A 21,618-nucleotide genomic window follows, 5' to 3' on the forward strand; every position below is an offset into this window, starting at 1 on the left:
GGGTGCCATCCTAAACAATCGCCCCACTAATGTCACATTGATATTTCCGCGGCGACCTGTCCTTCAGCGTGTGATCCAGTTCCTGTTTTGAACTTTCCGACATACGGTCATTCCGGTTGCCATCATCCGCCGCAGCACCACGTTTTGCTGTGATTCAAGACAAGTAGTTCTGGGAAATCGTTACCATGCGTTCGTATTTGTTCAAGGCTCTACCTTTCGCTCTCGCCGCTTCATTCGCACAAGCACAATCCTTACCAGAAGCCATGCAACAGGCCTTGGATGTCCATCCGGAAATCCAGGCAGGGGTCAACAGTCGTTTGGCCGCGGATTATCAGTTAAAGGCTGCAAAAGGTGGATACCTGCCCAAGGTCGATCTGCTCGGCGGTTACGGCCGTGAAGGCACCGACAGCGTGACCACCCGCGCCAATGGCGGCGGCAATCACTGGGAAACCCTGAACCGCAGCGAGTCAAGTTTACGTCTCTCGCAAATGGTCTTTGACGGTTTTGCGACGTCCAGCGAGGTCGGGCGTCAACAAGCCACCGTTAACTCCCGCGCCTACTCGCTGCTCGGCACTTCCGAGCGCACCGCGCTGACCGTCGCCCAGGTGTACCTCGACGTGCTGACTCGCCGTGAATTCGTGCGTCTGGCCGAAGAAAACCTCAAGAGCCACCAGCGCATCTACGACCAGATCCAGTTGCGCACCCAGCGCGGCGTCGGCAGCGGTGCCGACCTCGATCAGGCCGAAGCGCGGATGGCCCAGGCCCGCAACAATCTGATCACCGAACAGACCAATCTGGCCGACTCGGAAACCAACTTCCTCAGCGCTGTTGGCCAGATGCCTGACCAGCTCGAGCGTCCGGCGCCGTTCATGGCGATGATGCCGGCCAACCTCAATGAAGCGCGCCAGCAGATGCTGGAAAACAGCCCGATCCTGCGTTCGGCCGAGTCCGACATCGCCGCTGCCGAAAAGCAGTACGAAACCGCCAAGTCGACCTTCTACCCGCGTTTCGATGCTGAATTGGGCCGCACCGCCGATAACGATCTCGACGGCCAGAACGGTCACAACAACGAATGGCAGGCCATGCTGCGCATGCGCTTCAACCTGTATTCCGGCGGCAGCAACAAGGCCGATCTGGAATCCAAGTCGTACCTGTCGAACCAGGCGCTGGACATCCGCAACAACGCCCTGCGTCAGTTGAACGAAGAGCTGGGTCTGGCCTGGAACGCCTTGAACAACGCCAATGCGCAAGTGCCGATCGCTCAGCAGTACGTCGATCACAGCACCTCGGTGCGCACCGCGTACCAGCGCCAGTTCAGCCTCGGCGAGCGCACCCTGCTCGATTTGCTCGACAGCGAAAACGAGTTGTTCACCGCTTCGCGGCGTCTGGCTGAAATCAAAAACATTCAGTTATTTACTCAGTATCGAATCAAGGCGACCATGGGCGAGTTGCTCAGAAGCCAGGGAGTGGTCGCACCGTTGGCATCCGTTGTGCAGAACGACGTGAAGCCCAAGGTCCAGCTGCCTGGGATGAATTGAGTTATCCCTTTTCAACTGTCAAAGAGTGTCGAGCGTGGAATCAGAAGTCAGTCGAGTTCATCTCAGTCATGATCCACGCGCGTTGCACGACGATCCGTTACTGGATGGTCTGCTCGCCCTTTGCATGCTGCACCAGAAACCCGCCAGCGCGGCGATGCTGACCACCGGCCTGCCGCTGCCCAAACAACGTTTGAGTGTCGAGTTGCTGCCCCGCGCGGCGGCTCGCGCCGGCCTGCAAGGTCGGGTGCTGCAGCGCAAGCTGGAGGAGATTCCGCCGATTGCGATGCCGGCGCTGTTGCTGCTCAAGGATGGTCGCAGTGCCGTCCTGTTGGGCTGGCAAGGTGAAAACGAAGCGCGGGTGCTGCTCAGCGAAAGCGATGGTGGCGAGTCCGTGGTCAGCCGCGAACTGCTGGCCGACGATTACACCGGCAAAGTCTTCTTCGCCCAGCCGCAACACAAATTCGACGTCAACCACGGCACGCTGATTCCGCGTGCACGCTCGTGGTTCCGCGACACTCTCAAGCGTTCGCGCTGGCTGTACGCCGACGCCATCGCCGCCAGTTTCCTGATCAACATCATCGCCATGGCCGCGCCGCTGTTCGTGATGAACGTCTACGACCGCGTAGTGCCCAACCAGGCCGAGGCGACCCTGTGGGTGTTGGCCCTGGGCATCACTGGCGCTTACATCTTCGACCTGATCCTCAAAAGCCTGCGCAGCCTGTGCCTGGATCTGGCCGGGAAGAAAACCGACCTGATCATCTCGGCCACGCTGTTCGAGCGCATCGTCGGCATGGCGATGAAATACCGCCCGGCGCGGGTCGGCAGCTTCGCCCAGAACATCCATGAGTTTCAGAGCCTGCGCGACTTCCTCGCCTCGCTGACCCTGACCAGCCTGATTGATCTGCCGTTCACCATCCTCATCTTTATTGTCATCGCCATTCTCGGCGGGCATCTGGTGTGGATTCCGGTGCTGGCGTTCCCGATTGCGCTGCTGATCGGCTACGCGTTGCAGAAGCCGCTGGTGGCCACCATGGAACGCACCATGGCCCTCGGTGCCGAGCGTCAGTCGAGCCTGATCGAAACCCTCGCCGGTCTCGACGCGGTCAAGGTCAACAACGCCGAAAGCGAACGCCAATACCAGTGGGAACAGACCATCGGCACCCTCAGCCGCCTCGAACTGCGGGTGAAAATGCTCTCCGGTCTGGCGATGAACATTACCCTGCTGATCCAGCAACTGGCCGGGGTGATCATGATCGTCTTCGGCGTGTACCAGATCATCGATGGCCACTTGAGCATGGGCGGCCTGATTGCCTGCTACATGCTCAGCGGTCGTGCGCTGAGTCCGCTGGCGTCGCTGTCCGGTCTGCTGACCCGTTACCAGCAAGCCCGCGTGACCATGACCTCGGTCGACCAGATGATGGAGCTGCCGCAGGAGCGCAACTTCGAAGAGCGCCCGCTGAGCCGCAAGGTGCTGCAAGGCGCCATCGAATGCCGCCAGCTCAACTTCACCTACCCGGAACAACAGAATCCGGCGCTGAAGAACATCAACCTGGTGATCCGTCCCGGCGAGAAGATCGGCATCATCGGCCGCAGCGGTTCGGGCAAAAGCTCGCTGGCCAAGCTGCTGGTCGGCCTGTATCAGCCGGACGACGGCGCGTTGCTGGTCGACGGCGTGGATATCCGCCAGATCGACGTCAGCGAACTGCGCTACAACATCGGCTACGTGCCGCAGGACATCCAGCTGCTGGCCGGCACCCTGCGCGACAACCTCGTCTCCGGTGCGCGCTATGTAGAAGACGAGCTGGTCCTGCAAGCCGCCGAACTGGCCGGTGTCCATGAATTCGCCCGTCTGCACCCGCAAGGTTATGAGCTGCAAGTGGGTGAGCGCGGACAGAACCTCTCCGGCGGTCAACGGCAGAACGTTGCACTGGCCCGGGCGCTGCTGCTCAATCCGCCGATCCTGCTGATGGACGAGCCGACCAGCGCCATGGACAACACCGGTGAAGAACGCCTCAAGCAACGCCTCGCCGCCGTGATCGAAAACAAGACCGTGGTGCTGGTGACGCACCGGGCATCTCTGTTGTCGCTGGTGGATCGCCTGCTGGTGATCGACCGTGGACAAATTCTCGCCGATGGCCCGAAAGCCGCCGTGATGGAAGCGTTGAAGAAGGGGCAGATCAGTGTTGCTTAAGTCGGGTTTCAAGGATTCGATCCGTCGCTACTTCAAAGGCTCTGCATCCTTGCAGGGCCAGCCGCTGCCAGAGGTCAACAAGGCGCTGATCGAAGACGCCCCGCGCGTCGTGCGCCTGACGATCTGGGCGATCATCGGCTTCTTCGTGTTCCTGCTGCTCTGGGCCAACTTCGCCGTGATCGACGAAGTGACCAAGGGCGATGGCAAGGCGATTCCTTCGTCGAAGATCCAGAAAATCCAGAACCTTGAGGGCGGGATCGTTTCCGAACTGTTCGTCAAGGAAGGTCAGATCGTCGAAGCCGGCGCACCGCTGATTCGGCTGGATGACACGCGATTCGCTTCCAACGTCGGCGAAACCGAGGCCGATCGGCTGTCGATGTTGCTGCGCGTCGAGCGGCTGAGCGCCGAGGTCGATGACCGTCCGCTGGCGTTCCCCGAGGACGTGCTCAAAGCCGTGCCGGGTCAGGCGAAAAGCGAAGAATCCCTCTACATCAGCCGCCGCCAGCAACTGCACGACGAGATTGGCGGCTTGCAGGAGCAGTTGATCCAGCGTCAGCAAGAGCTGCGCGAGTTCACCTCCAAACAGGCGCAATACCGCCAGCAACTCGGCCTGCAACGCCAGGAAATCAACATGTCCGAGCCGTTGGTGGCGCAGGGCGCGGTGTCCCCGGTAGAGGTGCTGCGCCTCAAGCGTGCCGAAGTGGAAACCCGTGGTCAGCTCGACGCTACTACGCTGGCGATTCCCCGCGCCGAATCGGCGATCAAGGAAGTGCAGCGCAAGATCGACGAAACCCGTGGCAAATTCCGCAGTGAAGCGCTGACACAACTCAACGAAGCCCGCACCGACCTGAACAAGGCCCAGGCCACCGGCAAGGCACTGGAAGACCGTGTCAGCCGTACGCTGGTCACCTCGCCAGTGCGCGGCATCGTCAACAAGTTACTGGTCAACACCATCGGCGGCGTGATCCAGCCGGGTAGCGACATGGTGGAAATCGTCCCGCTGGATGACACCTTGCTCGTCGAAGCGAAGATTCGTCCGCAAGACATCGCGTTCCTGCATCCGGGGCAGGAAGCCATCGTCAAATTCACTGCCTATGACTACACCATTTACGGCGGGCTGAAGGCCCAACTGGAGCAGATCGGCGCTGACACCATCACCGACGAAGACAAGAAAACCACCTACTACATGATCAAGGTGCGTACCGAGCGCAGCCACTTGGGCACCGATGAGAAGCCGTTGCTGATCATTCCGGGGATGGTCGCGTCGGTGGATATCATCACTGGCAAGAAGTCGGTGTTGAGTTATCTGCTCAAGCCCATCATTCGGGCGCGGGCCGAGGCGTTGCACGAGCGTTGATGCTCTAGCGGTCTTTATGGCCTCATCGCTGGCAAGCCAGCTCCCACAGAATTTTCGGTTGGAACACGATTGTGTGCTCGACATCGGAACCTGTGGGAGCTGGCTTGCCAGCGATGGCGTCCGTTAAGTCGCCGCATCACGCCCAAAAGTGACACAAATCGTCATTCACTAATTCGTCCATTTCTCAACATTCGCCATATCGTTATTCGTTAACGGTATTTAATTTCCAATTCTTATAGCTATAAAGTCACTCCCCTGCGTACCTGCCGACCAATCGGCGCGCCGCACGACCTGAACCAACACGCAATCCGCGTGAGTGTCTGATCGACGAGCGCGCCTGTGAGCGTGCCGTGCGTGGGAGATTGAAAGATGTCCGCAGCTACTGCCACCCCAAGCGCCGCGACCGCCGCGCCGCAAACCTTTGAAATTCGTCCGTTCAGCGGTGCCGTCGGTGCCGAAATCGTCGGCCTGGACCTGACCCGTCCGGTCAACGATGAGGACTTTGCGCGCATCCATCGTGCGCACCTGGATCATCATGTCGTGGTGTTCCGTGACCAACGCATCACCCCGCAACAGCAGATCGATTTCAGCCGCCGCTTCGGCGTGTTGCAGATCCACGTGCTCAAGCAGTTCCTGCTGGCCAACCACCCGGAAATCCTCATCGTTTCCAACATCGTCGAGAACGGCCAGAACATCGGCCTCGGCGATGCCGGCAAGTTCTGGCACTCCGACCTCTCCTATAAAGAGCTGCCAAGCCTCGGCTCGATGCTCCACGCACAGGAGTTGCCAGAGGAGGGCGGCGACACGCTGTTTGCCGACATGCACAAAGCTTGGGACAACCTGCCTGAGGCGCTGCGCAAAGCGGTCGAAGGCCGCAGCGCTGCCCATTCCTACACGGCGCGTTACAGCGAAACCAAATTCGAAGGCAACTGGCGCCCGACCCTGACTCCGGAGCAATTGGCCCAGGTCGCCGAAGTGGTGCACCCGATCGTCCGTACCCACCCGGAAAACGGCCGCAAGGCTTTGTTCGTCAGTGAAGGCTTCACCACGCGCATCGTCGGCCTGCCGGCAGACGAAAGCCAACAACTGCTCGCCGAGCTCTACGCCCATAGCGTGCTGCCGCAAAACATCTACCGCCATCAGTGGCAGCCCCACGACATGGTGTTCTGGGACAACCGTTCGCTGATCCACCTCGCCGCCGGCTGCCCCGCGCACCTGCGCCGCAAGCTGTATCGCACCACCATCCAGGGCGACGCGCCTTTCTGATTTGCCGGAGATTCGATCATGTCCAAACGTCTTCCATTTGCACCGCTGGCCGCCGCCATTGGCCTCGGTTTCAGTCTGATCGCCGGCAGCCTGGTGGCGCCGACCGTGGCCCACGCCGAAGGTGAAATTCGTATCGCCGAACAGTTCGGTATTGTCTATTTATTGCTCAACGTGGTGCGTGATCAGGGCCTGATCGAGAAGTACGGCAAGCAGGAAGGCCTCGACATCAAGGTCGACTGGACGCAGCTCTCGGGCGGCGCGGCGGTCAACGACGCGCTGCTCTCCGGCTCGATTGACATTGCCGGCGCCGGTGTCGGCCCGTTGCTGACTATCTGGGATCGCACCCATGGCAAGCAGAACGTCAAAGCCGTGGCCTCGCTGGGCAACTTCCCTTACTACCTGGTGAGTAACAATCCCAAGGTCAAAACCATCGCCGATTTCACCGAGAAGGATCGCATTGCTGTGCCGGCGGTGGGGGTGTCGGTGCAGTCGCGCTTCCTGCAATACGCGGCGGCCAAGCAATGGGGCGATAAGGAATTCAATCGCCTCGACAAGTACACCATCGCCGTCCCACACCCGGACGCCACCGCTGCGTTGATCGCCGGCGGCACCGAGTTGACCGGGCATTTCTCCAATCCGCCGTTCCAGGATCAGGCGCTGCAGAACCCGAATGTGCACGTGGTGCTCAACTCCTACGACGTGCTCGGCCCGAACTCGCCAACCGTGCTGTTCGCCACCGAGAAATTCCGCAACGACAACCCGAAGACCTACAAGGCCTTCGTCGAGGCCCTGACCGAAGCCGCGCAATTTGCGCAGAACGATAAAGGCGCGGCGGCGGACACGTACATCCGCGTGACCAAAGCCAAGATCGATCGTGCCGAGCTGCTGAAAATCATCGACAACCCGCAGTTCGAATTCAGCGTCACGCCGAAAAATACCTATCCGCTGGCCGAATTCCTCTACCGCGTCGGCGCGATCAAGAACAAACCTGAATCGTGGAAGGACTACTTCTTCCAGGACGCCAAACCGCTGCAAGGGAGCTGACCGACATGAACGCCCCTTTGCCAGGCCACGCGGCCAGCAACCCGGTCGCCAGCACGCAAGCGTTGCTGGCGGTCGATCAAGTCAGTCTCGAATACCGCACGCCGCAACGGGTGGTGCGGGCGACTCACCAGGTCAGTTTCGAAGTCGATCAGCAGGATCGCTTCGTGCTGCTCGGCCCGTCCGGCTGCGGTAAATCCACTTTGCTCAAAGCCGTCGCCGGGTTCATCCAGCCCTGCGACGGCGAGATCCGTCTGCAAGGCCAGCGCGTCGACGCGCCGGGGCCGGACCGGATTGTGGTGTTTCAGGAATTCGATCAACTGCCACCGTGGAAAACCGTCAAACAGAACGTGATGTTCCCGCTGCTGGCCTCAAAAACCCTGAAGAAAAAAGAGGCCGAAGAACGCGCGCTGCACTATCTGGAAAAGGTCGGTCTGGCGGCGTTCGCCGATGCTTATCCGCATACCTTGTCCGGCGGCATGAAGGCGCGGGTGGCGATTGCCCGAGCGTTGGCGATGCAGCCGAAAATCCTCCTGATGGACGAGCCGTTCGCCGCACTGGATGCGCTGACCCGCCGCAAGATGCAGGAAGAGCTGCTGCTGCTCTGGGAAGAAGTGCGCTTCACCTTGCTGTTCGTCACCCACTCGATTGAGGAGGCGCTGGTGATCGGCAATCGCATCCTGCTGTTGTCGCCGCATCCGGGGCGGGTGAGGGCCGAAGTGCACAGCCATCAATACAACCTGCAAAGTCTTGGCGGTGTAGCGTTTCAAGAGTCGGCGCGGCGCATTCATCGGCTGTTGTTCGATGAAGGGCAGTCGCCGGAAACCGAACTGGACCACGACTTCAACGACATTCGCATCGCTTATTGAGCGGCCTGGAGGATAGCCCGATGAGCCATTCATCATCTGTACGTGAAGAATTCGAAACCGTGCTCGAGCCGCTGACCAGCGTGCCGGTCGAGCGCGAATTACCGCTGAGCCAGCGGCTGTGGCAACAGGGCTGGCTGCGTAAAAGCCTGATTCTGATTTTGCTCGCGGTCATTTGGGAAATCGTCGCCCGGGTGCAGAACAACGATTTGCTGCTGCCGAGTTTTGTGCAGACCAGCCATGCGCTGTACGACGGTCTGCTCAGCGGCGAGTTGCTGGGCAAGGTGTGGATATCCTTGGTGGTGCTGCTCAAGGGCTATCTGATCGGTATCGTGCTGGCGTTTGCCCTGACCACCCTGGCGGTGTCGACTCAGTTTGGACGGGATCTGCTGAGCACGCTGACTTCGATGTTCAATCCGCTGCCGGCGATTGCCTTGCTGCCGCTGGCTCTGCTGTGGTTTGGGTTGGGGCAGAACAGTCTGATTTTCGTGCTGGTGCATTCGGTGCTGTGGGCGCTGGCGCTGAACACCTACGCCGGGTTTCTCGGCGTGTCGGAAACCCTGCGCATGGCCGGGCGCAACTACGGGCTGAAGGGCATGCGTTTTGTGCTGTTCATCCTGATTCCGGCGGCGCTGCCGTCGATTCTCGCCGGGCTGAAAATCGGCTGGGCGTTTGCCTGGCGTACGTTGATCGCGGCTGAGTTGGTGTTCGGTGCAACCAGCGGCAAGGGCGGACTCGGTTGGTACATCTTTCAGAACCGCAATGAGCTGTACACCGACAAGGTGTTTGCCGGGCTGGCCGTGGTGATCCTGATCGGCTTGCTGGTGGAGAATCTGGTGTTCGACACGCTGGAGCGGGTCACGGTGAAGCGCTGGGGCATGCAGCGCTGAGCCATGTAGTGCCTGAACTGGCCTCATCGCTGTAAAGCCAGCTCCCACAGTTTTCAAGGTGAACATAAACTGTGTAAACACCTGCAATCCCTGTGGGAGCTGGCTTGCCAGCGATGGCGTCCGATAACCCAACGCAGAGTTAGAAGGATGTTTGCTAGCATTGCGTGCAGATCAATCCAGATCAGCCACGAGTGCTCAGCATGCAACTCCCGGACATGAACCTTCTGGTCGCCCTCGACGCCCTGCTCGACGAGGGCAGCGTTGTCGGCGCTGCACGGCGGATGAACCTCAGCCCGGCGGCGATGAGCCGCACCCTGACACGCATCCGCGAAGCCATCGGCGATCCGATTCTGGTGCGCGCCGGCCGGGGGCTGGTGCCAACGCCCAAGGCCCTGGAGCTGCGTGAACAGGTGCGCGATGTGGTCGAGCAGGCGGCGCTGCTGTTTCGCTCGGCGGACGACGTCGATCTGAGCACTTTGCGCCGCCGTTTCAGCATCCGCGCCAACGACTTTTTTATCGGCGTGTATGGCGGCAAGCTGTTCGACACCCTCGACCAGCAGGCCCCGCACTGCGAATTGCGCTTCGTCCCGGAGGGCGACGGTGACGACGAAGCGCTACGCGAAGGGCGTATCGATCTGAGTGTCAGCAACACCCGCCCAGTCACTCCAGAAGTCAAAGTGCAGAACCTGTTTTCCACGCATTTCGTCGGTCTGGTGCGTGAAGATCATCCGCTGCTCGACGGCGAAATCACCGCCGAGCGCTATGCCGGGTTTTCCCATATCAGCATGTCGCGCCGGGGTATTGCCCGCGGCCCGATTGATACCGCGCTGAATGCCTTGGGCCTGGAGCGGCGGGTGGCGGTGATCGCGCCGAGTTTTCACGCGGCGATGTTTGCCTTGCCCGACTCCGACCTGATTTTGCCGGTACCCAAGGAAGCGCTACTCAGCGTGCGACGGTTGGGATTGAAGCTGCGCTCGTTCAACCTGCCGATCCCGTTGCCGACCATGATGCTGACCCAGGCCTGGCACCCGCGCTTCGACAAGGACCCGGCGCACCGTTGGCTGCGCGAAACCCTGAAGACTTGCTGCGACGAAACCTGGCTGGCCGCGCAGCCTTAGGTAGTTGTGAGCGCCACGAAACCTTGTGGGAGCGGGCTTGCCCGCGATGAGGCCGGCAGCCGAAACATCTGCAGAGGCTGTTCCATCGCCATCGCGGGCAAGCCCGCTCCCACAGGGATCGTAATTGCTGCGCCAAACGCACTTATAAGCTGCCAATAAGTCAATTTTCGTCAGTACAAAGCCCGACTAAGATGCTCCGGTATTTTTCCCTCCGGAGTGTGTATTCATGACATCCCTGACGGTCACGGCGCCCATCGCCGCGGCCAGCCCGGCCACGGCGGTCACGCCACCGGCGTTCGGGGCGCGGATCATCATCGGCCTGGTTGGCGTGCTGCTGGCGGTGCTGGTGTCGGGCCTCAACGAGATGGTGACCAAGGTCGCGCTGGCCGATATTCGCGGCGCGCTGAACATCGGCTACGACGAAGGCACCTGGCTGGTCGCCAGTTACACCGCCACCTCAGTGGCGGCCATGGCGTTTGCGCCGTGGTGTTCGGTGACCTTTTCGCTGCGCCGTTTCACCCTCTGCGCGATCAGCCTGTTCACGCTGCTCGGCGTGCTCTGTCCATTCGCCCCGAACTACGAAAGCCTGCTGCTGATGCGCATTCTGCAAGGCCTGGCCGGTGGTGCGTTGCCGCCGATGCTGATGACCGTCGCCCTGCGCTTTCTGCCGCCTAACTTCAAACTTTATGGCCTGGCCGGTTACGCGCTCACCGCAACCTTTGGTCCGGGGCTCGGCACGCCGCTGGCCGGGTTGTGGACCGAATATGTCGGTTGGCAATGGACGTTCTGGCAAATCATCGTGCCGTGCCTGATCGCCATGGTCATGGTCGCTTACGGCATCCCGCAGGATCCGCTGCGCCTTGAGCGCCTCAAAGCGTTCAACTGGAAAGGCCTGCTGCTGGGGTTTCCGGCGATCTGCATGCTGGTGATCGGCCTGTTGCAAGGCAATCGGCTGGACTGGTTCGAGTCGAACCTGATCTGCGCGCTGCTCGGTTCGGGATCGCTGCTGCTGGTGGCGTTTCTGATCAACGAGTGGTCGCAGCCGGTTCCGTTTTTCAAGTTGCAGATGCTCGGTATCCGCAACCTGTCGTTCGCGCTGATGACTCTGGCCGGGGTGTTGGTGGTGTTGCAGGCGGTGGTGTTGATTCCGTCGAGCTATCTGGCGCAAGTACAGGGTTATCGCCCGGTGCAGACCGCACCGATCATGCTGATTGCGGCGCTGCCGCAGTTGATCGCGCTGCCGCTGGTGGCGGCGCTGTGCAACCTGCGTTGGGTCGATTGTCGCTGGGTGCTGGGGGTCGGTTTGAGCATGCTGACGCTGTCCTGTCTCGGCGGATCGCTGCTGACCTCGGAGTGGATTCGCGACAATTTCTACGTTCTGCAATGGCTGCAGATCTTCGGCCAGCCGATGTCAGTGTTGCCGCTATTGATGCTTTCGACCGGCAGCATCCAGCCAGTGGATGGACCGTTCGCCTCGGCGTGGTTCAACAGCGTGAAAGGCCTCGCGGCGGTGGTGGCAACCGGGGTGATCGAGGCGCTGACCACGGCCCGTCTGCATTTTCACTCGACCATGTTGGTCGACAGCCTCGGCAACTCGCCACTGGCCGATCACAGCGATCCGGGCCTTGCCCATCGCCTGCATGAACAGGCCGTGGTGCTGACTTCTTCCGATCTTTATCTGTGCATGGCTGGCGTCGCAGTGGCGCTGATCCTGCTGATTTTCTGGCTGCCGACGCGGATCTTTCCGCCGCGCGCGCCGACCTGATTGCGGTACTGAACAATGAAGGTTTTTATGACAACTCAAGCAAAGCAAAAACTCGCGGTCGCCGTGGCGGCTGCACTGGCGGTAGGCGTGCTGCTGTATCTGGCAGTGCCGGGCCTGTTTGGCAAACGTACTCAGCAAAACACCAATGATGCATTCGTTTCCGCTGATTTCACTTTGGTGGTGCCGCGTGTGGCCGGATTCATCAAGGAAGTGCTGGTGGAGGATAACCAGCAAGTGAAGGCCGGGCAGTTGCTGGCGCTGATCGATGATCGAGATCTACGTGCCGCCGCTGAAGCCGCCGATGCACAAACGCTGGTCGCGAGGGCACAACTGCAAAATGCCAAGGCGACGCTGGAGCGCCAGACCTCGGTGATCGCGCAGGCGCAGGCTTCGGTGGTGTCGGCCAAGGCGGGAATGGCCTTCGCCCAACAGGAACTGAACCGCTACAACCACCTCGCTGGCGTGGGTGCCGGTACCGTGCAGAACGCGCAACAGGCGCGCACGCGTATCGATCAGGCCACGGCACGTCTCGACACGGCCACGGCGAAACTGGCGGCCGAGCGCAAGCAGGTCGACATTCTCACCGCGCAACGCGATGCCGCTGAAGGCACGTTGAAACACGCCCAGGCGGCGCTGGAAATCGCCAGTTTCGAACTCTCTTACACGCGCATCACTGCGCCGCAGGACGGTATGGTCGGCGAGCGTGCGGTGCGGGTCGGCGCGTATGTGACGCCGGGCAGCAAGTTGCTGGCGGTGGTGCCATTGAAGCAGGCCTACGTGGTCGGCAATTTTCAGGAAACCCAACTGACGGACGTGCAGCCAGGGCAGCAAGTGCAAGTGCGCGTCGACAGCCTCGGCGGCGAGGCCCTGAACGGTCGCGTCGAAAGTATTGCTCCGGCGACTGGAGTGACCTTTGCGGCGGTGAAGCCGGATAACGCCACCGGCAACTTCACCAAGGTGGTGCAGCGGATTCCGGTGAAGATTGTGCTGACGCCGGGTCAGCCGCTGGCCGAGCGTTTGCGGGTGGGGATGTCGGTGGAGGCGAGTATCGATACCCGCAGTTCGGCGACGTCGGTGCGTGAGGTGACTCAGCGATGAACAGTGTTGAATCGACTGACGCCATCGCTGGCAAGCCAGCTCCCACAAGGTCCACCGTTGGGACGAAACAATTCGGTCAACCTGCACAATCCCTGTGGGAGCTGGCTTGCCAGCGATTAGGCCATTTGCAGCCACTCACCTTGAGTGCCTTGCTCATGGCAAGCCTCACCGCCTGCACCGTAGGCCCCGACTTCCAGAAACCCGAAGCCACCCAAATCGCCGACTGGGCAAAACCCGCCAAGTCAGCCCCTAGCCATGTTGTCAGCGAACCTCTCAACGAACGCTGGTGGGAAGTCTTCAACGACCCGCAACTCTCGGCCCTGACTCAACGCGCCGTGCGCAGCAACCTCGACCTGCAACTGGCCAGCAGCCGCTTGCAACAAAGTCGCGCTGCACGCCAGGTGATCAGCGCCAACCGCTATCCGAGCACCGCCGCTACCGGCAGCTACGCCCGCGAACGCAACAGCGGCAAAGGCCTGAACGACCCCTCCGGGCACAACGGCGACTCCGCGTTCAACCTGTGGGACGCCGGTTTCTCTGCGTCCTGGGAGCTGGATTTCTGGGGTCGTGTGCGCCGCGAAACCGAAGCCGCCGACGCCACCCTCGAAGTCGCCGAAAACGACCGTCGCGGTGTGCTGCTGGCAGTGCTTGCCGACACCGCGCAAAACTACATTCAGTTGCGTGGCGTGCAGAACACCCGCGCCGTCACCGAGCAAAACCTCGACGTGGCGCGGCACAGCCTGAAACTCTCGCAATTGCGTCTGAACGACGGCGTGGCGACCGATCTCGACGTCGCCGAAGCCGCTGCGCAAGTCGCCGCCATCGAGTCGCGATTGCCCGCGCTGGAACAACGGCAAGCACAGCTGATCAACGCGATCAGCCTGTTGATGGGCGAGCCACCGCAGGCCTTGGCCAAACAGTTATCCACAGACGCCGCAGTGCCGCAGTCGCCGCTGCAAGTTGCTATCGGCCTGCCGTCGCAACTGGCGGAACGGCGTCCGGACATCCGCCAGGCTGAGGCGCGCCTGCACGCGGCGACCGCCAACATCGGCGTGGCCAAGGGTGATTTCTATCCGCGCATCACCTTGTCCGGAAACCTCAGTTCGCAAGCCATGCAACTCAGTGATTTCGGCTCGTGGGGCTCGCGTGCCTTCGGCATCGGTCCGCAATTCAGCTTGCCGCTGTTCGACGGCGGCCGCCTGCGCGGCATGCTGCAACTGCGTGAAGCCCAGCAACAGGAAGCCGCCATCGGCTACCAGCAAACCGTGCTGCGCGCCTGGCATGAAATCGACGATCAACTGACCGCCTACAACGCCAGCCAGCGCCGTGCAGGCAGCCTCGCCGAAGCCGTACGCCAGAACCAGATCGCCCTGCGCACCGCGCAACAGCAATACGTCGAAGGCGTAGTCGACTTCGTCAACGTCCTCACCGTGCAAGGCGCGTTGCTGGCGACGCAGGAACAGTGGGTGGAGAGTTCGACCGGGGTTTCGCTGGCGATGGTTGGCTTGTACCGGGCGTTGGGTGGGGGTTGGGAGTCTGTTTATCCAATCGATAAAATGGTTACCAATAATCCGGTTTGATCACTGGTTTTTTGTGCGTAGCCACACGGTTTGGAAATTGATGAAGTCGCAGTTCTTCATTGGAAATAACGCGTCTCAACCAGTGCGAGTTATCTTTCAAAGAACCTGGAGGAGGGCGAACAGAACCCGTCCGATAAGGAAGGATCACTCCAATGATCAGGGCGGGAAAATCTGTTCGAAACGCCTTCAGTGCAGGGGTCATATCGGTATCACTGGAAACCAGAATGATCTGATCAATACTCTCGGCACATTCGAGCATTGTTTGTCGGCTCGCAGTGCGATACATGCTGATTGCTATATGAACATCGGTTTCTTTTTCTTCCAGCTTCCAGATATCGACTTTGTCCTGACGTGACGCATGGGTGTTTTTATCTACAAACCTTGGCGCTTTGGCTGGCTCTAATTGATGTCTTCCGAAATGCACGGCGACCTTGCTGGCACGCAAAGCCCTCACGTATGCATCCTGAGCCTCTTTGGAAACGCGGCCACGGGTTGCCAACTGGGGTTTGATTGGAGAAGTGAAATAGTCAATCGATACGATTGAGCTTTGAGGGTTTTCGATGAAGGCTATGTGCGTCAGCAGGCTGTGCAGGTTCAGCCATTTATAGGGTGTACCAGCGAGCAAGCCGTAGAACAGGTTGTAGCCATCAACGAAAAATGCGGTACGCACAAAAAATCCTCAGAAACGAAAAAACCGGCCTAGGCCGGTTTTTTCATCCCCAACTGCCAGCGAACTGAATCGCTACGTACGGGGTTGAGTAAGGCAATCCTAGATTGAGCGCGTCATGCAGGTCAACCACCAAATAATTGCAGGCTCACTCCGCTGGTTTACCTCCAGCACCGGCTCGCCAGTTTTGGCTGCTAATACCAACCGGGGTCAAGCCATTTAAGGGCTTCTGTATTAGAGGTTGTTGCAGAGAAAGGTACATTTGGCCTGCGTTTATTCTCGTAGGTAGCTTGTCTATCACCATTTTCGTAATGAGCAATTGGTAGTGTCCTCAACTCATGTAGGAAGTCGGAGGTTTGCCTACCTTTTTTAAACAACTATGGAGCAGCCCTCTCTTTTGAAACATTACATTTCCATGGAGTACTGGCCTTTCGCTTGACGCTAACCCCCGCTGTCGTAGACTCCGCACATCCGTCAGGGAGTAGCGGTTATGTCGCGTTGTCGTGGTTGGGTTATCGGATTGACCTTCTTAACGTGCACGGTTCAGGCGCAAACGCCCGGGCCAGACGATCCGCTGCTGGATAGCGCAGCGACTGGCGCAGTTGCCGCGAGCAGTGAGGCCCGGGGTGTGTTGCGCGCTCGCGATCAGGCGACGCTGGCCAGTGAGTTGTCGGGGCGGATTGTCGAGTTGCCGTTCAGCGAGGGCGAGTCGTTCAAGAAGGGTGACACCCTGGCGCGATTCGATTGCTCGGCCTATCAGGCCCAGCTCAATGCCGCGCAGGCCGCCAATCGTGGTGCCGGTGAAGAGCTGGCGCACAACAAGCAACTGGCCGCGCTCAATTCTGTTGGCCGCTTCGAAGTCGCGCGGGCCGAGGCCAAGGTCAGCGAGACCCAGGCGCAATCTCAGGTTTATCAGGTGCAGGTCAAACGCTGCAGCGTGATCGCGCCGTTCGATGGGCAAGTGGTGGAGCGCAAGGTTCAGCGCTACGAAAGCGTACCGGCCGGCGCGCCGCTGCTCGATGTCGTCGATAACCGCACCCTGGAAATTCATCTGCTGGTGCCGTCGCGCTGGATGGCTCGGCTCAAGCCCGGCCAGACCTTCAGCTTCGTCCCTGATGAAACCGGCCAGCCGATCGATGCCACGGTTAAACGCCTGGGCGCGCGAATCGATGAGGGCAGTCAGACACTGTTGCTAGTCGCAACACTTCCCGAAGCCAAAGGCTTGCTGGCCGGCATGAGCGGCACGGCGCGTTTCCCGGAGCTTAAGTGAACGCGCCGGTGAGCGGCACCGCCGAGCAGGTGTTCGCGCGGTTTCTCGACCTCGAACGCCAGACCCGCGCCGCCCGTGATGCTTCGCAACTGGCCTACAGCCTGGTCAATGACGGCCAGTCGCTGTTCGGTTTTCGCCATGCGGCGCTGTTGATCGCCGGCAAGGTGCAAGCGGTGACGGGCGTCAGTGCAGTAGAGCCGAATGCGCCGTTCGTGGCGTTTGTCGAGCAAGCCGTGGCACAGCTGTTCAAGCAGGACGTGTTGAAACAGGCACGGGTGATTACGCCAGAAATGGTCAGCGACTCGATCCAGACCGATTGGCGCAGCCTGTCTGCCGCGCAGGTGTTCTGGCTGCCGTTGATTGATCGCGACGGTCAGGTCTTCGGCGGTTTATGGCTGGCCCGCGATGTGCCGTGGAATTCCTCCGAACAAGTGCTGTTATCGCAATTGGGCGATACCTACAGCCATGCCTGGCTGGCGCTGCAACCACGCAAACCGTGGCGACTGCGCTGGACACGCAAACGGCAGGTGGCGCTGGTCGCCGTCGTATTGCTCGGACTGCTCATCCCGGTGCGCCAATCGGTGCTGGCGCCGGCCGAAGTGGTGCCGCTGGGCGGGCGCGTGGTGGCAGCGCCGCTGGACGGGGTGATCGCCGAATTTCTGGTCAAACCCAATCAGACGGTAAAAACCGGCGACGTCTTGCTGCGGTTTGAAAACACCACGCTCAGGGCCCAGGCCGATGTCGCTGAACGCGCATTGGGCGTGGCCGAGGCGGAACTGAAATCCAATTCCCAGCGCTCGTTTGCCGATGCCGAATCCAGCTCGCGGGTCGATTTGCTCGCCGCCCGCGCCGAGCAGAAACGCGCCGAACGCGACTACGCCCGCGAGTTGCTCAAGCGCAGTGAAGTGCGTGCCGAGCGCGACGGCATCGCAGTGTTTGCCGATGCCGAGCGCTTGACCGGCAAACCGGTGCAGACCGGCGAGCGGTTGATGGAAATCGCCGATCCGAACCAGGCTGAACTGCGCATCGAACTGGCGGTGGGCGATGCGATCGCGCTGGACCCTGGCGCCGAAGTCTCGCTGTTTCTCGACAGTGATCCGCTGAAGCGCCACCTCGCCACGCTGGAGCGCTCGGCCTACGAGGCGCAACCGACCGCCGGCGGGCAACTTGCGTACCGCTTGGACGCCAATTTCGCCGATGCCCCACCGCGCATCGGCCTGCGCGGTACCGCGAAAATCTTCGGCGATCGCGCACCGTTGGCGTTGTACCTGCTGCGTCGGCCACTGGCCGGCCTGCGCCAGAGCGTGGGCCTGTAAATGCATCTGCCGAGCCTGCGTGCCGACCTGCAATTGTCGCCCGCAGCGCCGGCATTGGACGGCTCGCCGCGCTGGACGCTGGCCGATCCGGTGCGGGGTCGCTATTTCAAACTCGGTGCGGCAGCGATGCGCCTGTTGCGTCACTGGTCGCTGGGCGATGCCGAACAAGTCTTGCGCGCTGCCAATCGCGAACCGGGTCTGCCGCTTGCGGACGGCGAGCTTGAGCAGTTGCTGGAGTTTCTGCGCGGTCACGATTTGATCAGCGCCATGGATGATCAGCAACGCGCCAGTTATCGGCTCAAGGCCTTGGCGCAGAAACAGAGCCTGTGGCAAATCCTGCTGCATCAATATCTGTTTTTCCGCATTCCACTATGGCGCCCGGACGCGTTTCTCAATCGCGCCTGGCCGTGGCTGGAACGCTTCGGTCCGCGCCTGCTGCGCTACGGTTTGCCGGCAACGTTGGCGCTGGGGGTGTTTCTGGTCTCGCGGGACTGGCAACGGTTTGTTGGCACCTTCCCGCACCTGTTCAGCCTCGGCGGCGCCCTGGCGTTCGGGGTGGCGCTGTTTTTCGCCAAGCTGTGTCACGAGTTTGGTCATGCGTTTATGGCCAAACGCGCCGGTTGCCGGGTGCAGAGTATGGGCGTGGCGTTCATGGTGCTGCTGCCGATGTTCTACACCGATGTCAGTGATGCCTGGCGGGTCAATGATCGTCGCGCCCGGTTGCTGATCGGGGCGGGCGGCGTGCTGGCCGAGCTGCTGCTGGCGTGTGTCGCCTTGCTGGTATGGTCGCTGATGCCCGATGGCCCGGGGCGTACGGCGGCGTTCATGCTCGCCAGCGCAACATGGATCACCACGCTGGTGGTCAATCTCAATCCGTTCATGCGCTTTGACGGTTATTTTCTGATCAGTGATTTCTGGGAAGTCGACAACCTTCAGGGCCGCGCGTTTGCCTTGTGTCGCTGGCGCTTGCGCGAGTTCTTGTTCGGCTATGGCGCACCCGCGCCGGAGCCTTGGTCGCCGAAGATGCAACGGCGTTTGCTGATCTGGGGGTATGGCTCGTGGTTGTGGCGTGCGGCGTTGTTTTTCGGGATCGCGCTGGCGGTCTATCACCTGTTCTTCAAGGTGTTGGGGATTTTCCTGATGCTGGTGGAACTGGTGTGGTTCATCTTTTTGCCGATCATGCGTGAGTGGCGCCAGTGGTGGACCCGCCGCGAGCAGGCGCATGGTCCGCGGGTGTTGCTCAGCAGTCTGGCGGTACTCGCGCTGTTGCTGGTGCTGATCGTGCCGTGGCGCAGCTCGGTGGAATTGCCGACGATGCTTGAGGCCGGGCGCGCCAGCGCCTTGCATGCGCCGACCGCGGCGCGGGTCAAAGCGGTGAAGGTGCAGGACGGTGCAAAAGTCGCGCAGGGCGATGTACTGATCGAACTTGAATCGCCGGACCTTGAGTCGCGACTGGCAATTGTCCGCCGCGAGATCCAGATCCAGCAGTTGCTGATGCGGCGTCAGGCCGGTCGCAGTGAAACCGCCGCCGATGCCGGCATCGTCGAGCAACGGCTGGCCGAAGCCGTCGCCGAGTATCGAGGCCTGACGGCCCAGCGCGAGCGCTTGCTGCTACGCGCACCGCATGCCGGCAGCGTGCGGGATTTACTGCCGAACCTCACGGTTGGCCGCTGGCTGTCGACCAAGGACGCATTGGCCCGGGTCGTCGAGGATGGCGCACGCCTGCGCGGCTATCTGGCCGAAGCCGAGTTGTGGCGGGTCAAGCCCGGCGCCAGTGGCCGCTTCATCGCTGATGACCCGATGCACCCGGCGCTCGCCGTGCAACTGAATGAAATCGACACCAACGGCGTGGCTTACGTCGATCAGGAGGCATTGACTTCCGATCACCACGGGCCGATTGCCGTGCGCCGCGATCAACAGCAACGCGCGGAACCCGTGCAGGCGCAATACGGCGTGCGATTGAGTGCGCTCGATACAGCTGCGACACCGCTGCAACCGTTGCGCGGTGTGGTGGTTTTGCAGGGCAGCGGCGAGTCATTGTTGGGCGTCGCGTGGCGGCGGATGGCGGCGCTGGGGGTCAGGGAAAGCGGTTTCTAACGGAGAGTGGCGATGACGGATAACGCAGCAGTGGCGGCTGAGGGGTTGGTGGTGCGGCCTTCGCGGGCAACGGACGGGCCGTTTCTGCAAAGCCTGTATCAGACGGCGCGGCCGGATCTGCAATGGATCGACGGCGAGCAGGAACGCGTTCAGCAAGTGGTCGCCCAGCAGTTTCAGGTGCAGGAGCAGGGTATGGGCGACAACTACCCGAATGCCATGCACTACGTGGTGGAAAAACTCGGCACGGCCATCGGCGCGCTGAGTACCGATTTCGGCGCCAACGAGATTCGCGTGCTGTATCTGGCCTTTACCCCGCAGGCGCGCGGCCAGGGTTTTGGCCGCGCCGTGCTGCAAGGGGTGCAGAAAGCCGCGCAACAGCTTCGCTGCCCGGTGGCGACGGTGGTCTGGACCAACAATCCCCACGCGCGCCGACATTATCTGGCGTTGGGTTTTGCCGTTGAAGAAAGCAATCCCGCCGCCGAACGTCTGGTCTGGTATCCCCAGTAACCCGTACGCAAACGAGTCAGTTAAAGGTGACGTGGAAGTAAGCCAGCGCCGGGTCCCGGCCCATCGGTGGCACCCGTGAGACGAAGATACCTTCGACCCGCCCCAGTTCCGGTAGCTCCAGGGCACATAAGCCGTCAACAAACTCAGTCGGCTCCAGACTGTTCAATTGGACGCAGAACGGCATGCGCTCGCTGTAGCGCATTTTCGCCAGCGGGTTTTCTTCGAGTTCCCCGATGTGGATTTGCAGCGCACTGCCATCGGGCAATTGCAGGGTGCCGACACGGCCCAGCAGCGCCTCGAAATGTTCGCTTTTAACCGTTTGCAGCATGGTCTCGCTCCAGCCAGTTGGGAGGCCGGGGGAGAAGGCTCCCCCGGCGATCGGTCAGTTGCGCGAAGGAAAAATGCCCTGCAGGGCGATGCTGAAGTTGAGCACCAGATACGGGTTCATGATCGCCATCGGCAAGCCATTGCCGGTGGGGCTGATCGTGCCGCTGATGGTAGTCGATGCGCCTTTGAGGGGAATGGCGGAGGCGCCTTGCGCGTCGGAGTAGATATTGGCCAGCCCCGGACCGGTGCCCGAAGCGCCCATGTAAGAATTGGTCGCCGTCGGCGTGCCCACCGGGTTGCTCGCCGGATTGGCCAGTTGCACGGTGGTATTGGCGGTGAGGCCCGCCAGTGTGTGGGTGTGGTTCGGCAGATTGTTGAGGGTCGCGGTGACTTGTTCGGCGCCGGAGATTTCACCCATCACCCGCGGCGTCAGGCCCGGGCCGTTGCCCTGGCAGATCGGCATTCGGCTTTGCAGGTTGGGGAGTCCGAAGGTCTGGACACCATTACCGCCATAGGTGGTGCCCAGCAGTGCAAACAACGCCTGGTATTGCGAAAGGTTCATCAACTGCCCGTTGCACTGCGCCCATCCACTGGGCGCGTAGTTGAAGGCAAACGTCAGAACAGTGCCCATGTAAACGTCCATAAGATCCTCATCCTTTTGATTGGTGGTCGGCGGGCCAATCGTGGATTCGGGCAGTGCCGATGCCTTCACCTGCCATGGCCA

The 21,618-nt window shown here is 61.0% G+C and carries 18 protein-coding genes; 15 read left to right on the plus strand and 3 right to left on the minus strand.

Going from position 1 to position 21,618, the window contains the following annotated elements; all coding sequences use genetic code 11:
* Positions 1-185: 185 nt before the first annotated feature.
* The 11 genes from KI231_RS00720 to KI231_RS00770 all read left to right on the plus strand — a co-directional run bounded on the left by KI231_RS00720 (position 186) and on the right by KI231_RS00770 (position 14,710).
* The gene (locus KI231_RS00720; protein WP_103306855.1) at positions 186-1,538 is read left to right on the plus strand and encodes a TolC family outer membrane protein; all 1,353 of its coding nucleotides are present in this window, start codon (positions 186-188) and stop codon (positions 1,536-1,538) included.
* A 34-nt stretch (positions 1,539-1,572) separates the two neighbouring features.
* A complete protein-coding gene (locus tag KI231_RS00725; RefSeq protein ID WP_213027163.1) occupies positions 1,573-3,729 on the plus strand; it encodes a type I secretion system permease/ATPase in 2,157 nt (718 codons plus the stop codon).
* Positions 3,719-5,086, plus strand: coding sequence for an HlyD family type I secretion periplasmic adaptor subunit (locus tag KI231_RS00730; RefSeq protein WP_213027164.1), 1,368 nt, complete (start codon positions 3,719-3,721; stop codon positions 5,084-5,086). The genes KI231_RS00725 and KI231_RS00730 overlap by 11 nt, the downstream gene beginning before the upstream one ends.
* 369 nt (positions 5,087-5,455) lie before the next feature.
* On the plus strand, positions 5,456-6,352 hold the full coding sequence (locus KI231_RS00735; protein ID WP_213027165.1) for a TauD/TfdA dioxygenase family protein: 897 nt from the start codon (positions 5,456-5,458) through the stop codon (positions 6,350-6,352).
* Between the two features lie 18 nt (positions 6,353-6,370).
* Positions 6,371-7,396, plus strand: coding sequence for an ABC transporter substrate-binding protein (locus tag KI231_RS00740; protein WP_096823034.1), 1,026 nt, complete (start codon positions 6,371-6,373; stop codon positions 7,394-7,396).
* 5 nt (positions 7,397-7,401) lie between these two features.
* On the plus strand, positions 7,402-8,262 hold the full coding sequence (locus KI231_RS00745) for an ABC transporter ATP-binding protein (protein WP_213027166.1): 861 nt from the start codon (positions 7,402-7,404) through the stop codon (positions 8,260-8,262).
* A 20-nt stretch (positions 8,263-8,282) separates the two neighbouring features.
* Positions 8,283-9,149 carry an ABC transporter permease gene (locus KI231_RS00750; RefSeq protein WP_103307287.1) on the plus strand — a complete coding sequence of 289 codons (867 nt, stop codon included), beginning with the start codon at positions 8,283-8,285 and terminating at the stop codon, positions 9,147-9,149.
* A gap of 200 nt (positions 9,150-9,349) precedes the next feature.
* Positions 9,350-10,267 carry a LysR family transcriptional regulator gene (locus KI231_RS00755; RefSeq protein ID WP_103307288.1) on the plus strand — a complete coding sequence of 306 codons (918 nt, stop codon included), beginning with the start codon at positions 9,350-9,352 and terminating at the stop codon, positions 10,265-10,267.
* A 226-nt stretch (positions 10,268-10,493) separates the two neighbouring features.
* Positions 10,494-12,032, plus strand: coding sequence for an MFS transporter (locus tag KI231_RS00760; RefSeq protein WP_213027167.1), 1,539 nt, complete (start codon positions 10,494-10,496; stop codon positions 12,030-12,032).
* 27 nt (positions 12,033-12,059) lie between these two features.
* On the plus strand, positions 12,060-13,130 hold the full coding sequence (locus tag KI231_RS00765) for an HlyD family secretion protein (protein WP_213027168.1): 1,071 nt from the start codon (positions 12,060-12,062) through the stop codon (positions 13,128-13,130).
* On the plus strand, positions 13,127-14,710 hold the full coding sequence (locus tag KI231_RS00770; protein ID WP_213027169.1) for an efflux transporter outer membrane subunit: 1,584 nt from the start codon (positions 13,127-13,129) through the stop codon (positions 14,708-14,710). The genes KI231_RS00765 and KI231_RS00770 overlap by 4 nt, the downstream gene beginning before the upstream one ends.
* Here KI231_RS00770 and KI231_RS00775 read toward each other — a convergent pair.
* Positions 14,691-15,380, minus strand: a complete 690-nt coding sequence (locus KI231_RS00775) for an NYN domain-containing protein (protein ID WP_213027170.1) — start codon at positions 15,378-15,380, stop codon at positions 14,691-14,693. The genes KI231_RS00770 and KI231_RS00775 overlap by 20 nt on opposite strands.
* A gap of 487 nt (positions 15,381-15,867) precedes the next feature.
* Between KI231_RS00775 and KI231_RS00780 the strand changes: the two genes are divergently transcribed.
* Genes KI231_RS00780 through KI231_RS00795 form a run of 4 tightly spaced genes read left to right on the plus strand, consistent with a single transcriptional unit; the run spans position 15,868 to position 20,567 of the window.
* Positions 15,868-16,647, plus strand: a complete 780-nt coding sequence (locus KI231_RS00780) for an efflux RND transporter periplasmic adaptor subunit (RefSeq protein ID WP_213027171.1) — start codon at positions 15,868-15,870, stop codon at positions 16,645-16,647.
* Positions 16,644-17,963 (plus strand): efflux RND transporter periplasmic adaptor subunit, encoded by a 1,320-nt coding sequence (locus KI231_RS00785; RefSeq protein WP_213027172.1) that lies wholly within the window; start codon positions 16,644-16,646, stop codon positions 17,961-17,963. The genes KI231_RS00780 and KI231_RS00785 overlap by 4 nt, the downstream gene beginning before the upstream one ends.
* On the plus strand, positions 17,964-20,060 hold the full coding sequence (locus KI231_RS00790; RefSeq protein ID WP_213027173.1) for a site-2 protease family protein: 2,097 nt from the start codon (positions 17,964-17,966) through the stop codon (positions 20,058-20,060).
* Positions 20,061-20,072: 12 nt separating this feature from the next.
* Complete coding sequence (locus KI231_RS00795; protein ID WP_213027174.1) at positions 20,073-20,567, plus strand: GNAT family N-acetyltransferase; 495 nt, start codon at positions 20,073-20,075, stop codon at positions 20,565-20,567.
* 16 nt (positions 20,568-20,583) lie between these two features.
* Here the strand turns inward: KI231_RS00795 and KI231_RS00800 are convergent, their stop codons facing one another.
* Both KI231_RS00800 and KI231_RS00805 read right to left on the minus strand, forming a co-directional pair.
* Positions 20,584-20,895 carry a DUF6916 family protein gene (locus KI231_RS00800; protein ID WP_103307297.1) on the minus strand — a complete coding sequence of 104 codons (312 nt, stop codon included), beginning with the start codon at positions 20,893-20,895 and terminating at the stop codon, positions 20,584-20,586.
* Positions 20,896-20,949: 54 nt separating this feature from the next.
* Positions 20,950-21,537: a phage tail protein gene (locus tag KI231_RS00805; RefSeq protein WP_103307298.1), complete on the minus strand. Its 588-nt coding sequence runs from the start codon at positions 21,535-21,537 to the stop codon at positions 20,950-20,952.
* Positions 21,538-21,618: the final 81 nt, after the last annotated feature.

Source organism: Pseudomonas sp. Seg1, assembly GCF_018326005.1.
Classification (GTDB): domain Bacteria; phylum Pseudomonadota; class Gammaproteobacteria; order Pseudomonadales; family Pseudomonadaceae; genus Aquipseudomonas.

What these genes read in the sequence shown, in the direction of transcription:
- KI231_RS00720 (WP_103306855.1), top strand. Translation starts at nt 186, where the DNA reads ATGCGTTCGTATTTGTTCAAGGCTCTACCTTTCGCTCTCGCCGCTTCA.
- KI231_RS00735 (WP_213027165.1), top strand. Translation starts at nt 5,456, where the DNA reads ATGTCCGCAGCTACTGCCACCCCAAGCGCCGCGACCGCCGCGCCGCAA.
- KI231_RS00740 (WP_096823034.1), top strand. Translation starts at nt 6,371, where the DNA reads ATGTCCAAACGTCTTCCATTTGCACCGCTGGCCGCCGCCATTGGCCTC.
- KI231_RS00745 (WP_213027166.1), top strand. Translation starts at nt 7,402, where the DNA reads ATGAACGCCCCTTTGCCAGGCCACGCGGCCAGCAACCCGGTCGCCAGC.
- KI231_RS00750 (WP_103307287.1), top strand. Translation starts at nt 8,283, where the DNA reads ATGAGCCATTCATCATCTGTACGTGAAGAATTCGAAACCGTGCTCGAG.
- KI231_RS00755 (WP_103307288.1), top strand. Translation starts at nt 9,350, where the DNA reads ATGCAACTCCCGGACATGAACCTTCTGGTCGCCCTCGACGCCCTGCTC.
- KI231_RS00760 (WP_213027167.1), top strand. Translation starts at nt 10,494, where the DNA reads ATGACATCCCTGACGGTCACGGCGCCCATCGCCGCGGCCAGCCCGGCC.
- KI231_RS00765 (WP_213027168.1), top strand. Translation starts at nt 12,060, where the DNA reads ATGACAACTCAAGCAAAGCAAAAACTCGCGGTCGCCGTGGCGGCTGCA.
- KI231_RS00770 (WP_213027169.1), top strand. Translation starts at nt 13,127, where the DNA reads ATGAACAGTGTTGAATCGACTGACGCCATCGCTGGCAAGCCAGCTCCC.
- KI231_RS00780 (WP_213027171.1), top strand. Translation starts at nt 15,868, where the DNA reads ATGTCGCGTTGTCGTGGTTGGGTTATCGGATTGACCTTCTTAACGTGC.
- KI231_RS00790 (WP_213027173.1), top strand. Translation starts at nt 17,964, where the DNA reads ATGCATCTGCCGAGCCTGCGTGCCGACCTGCAATTGTCGCCCGCAGCG.
- KI231_RS00795 (WP_213027174.1), top strand. Translation starts at nt 20,073, where the DNA reads ATGACGGATAACGCAGCAGTGGCGGCTGAGGGGTTGGTGGTGCGGCCT.
- KI231_RS00800 (WP_103307297.1), bottom strand. Translation starts at nt 20,895, where the DNA reads ATGCTGCAAACGGTTAAAAGCGAACATTTCGAGGCGCTGCTGGGCCGT.
- KI231_RS00805 (WP_103307298.1), bottom strand. Translation starts at nt 21,537, where the DNA reads ATGGACGTTTACATGGGCACTGTTCTGACGTTTGCCTTCAACTACGCG.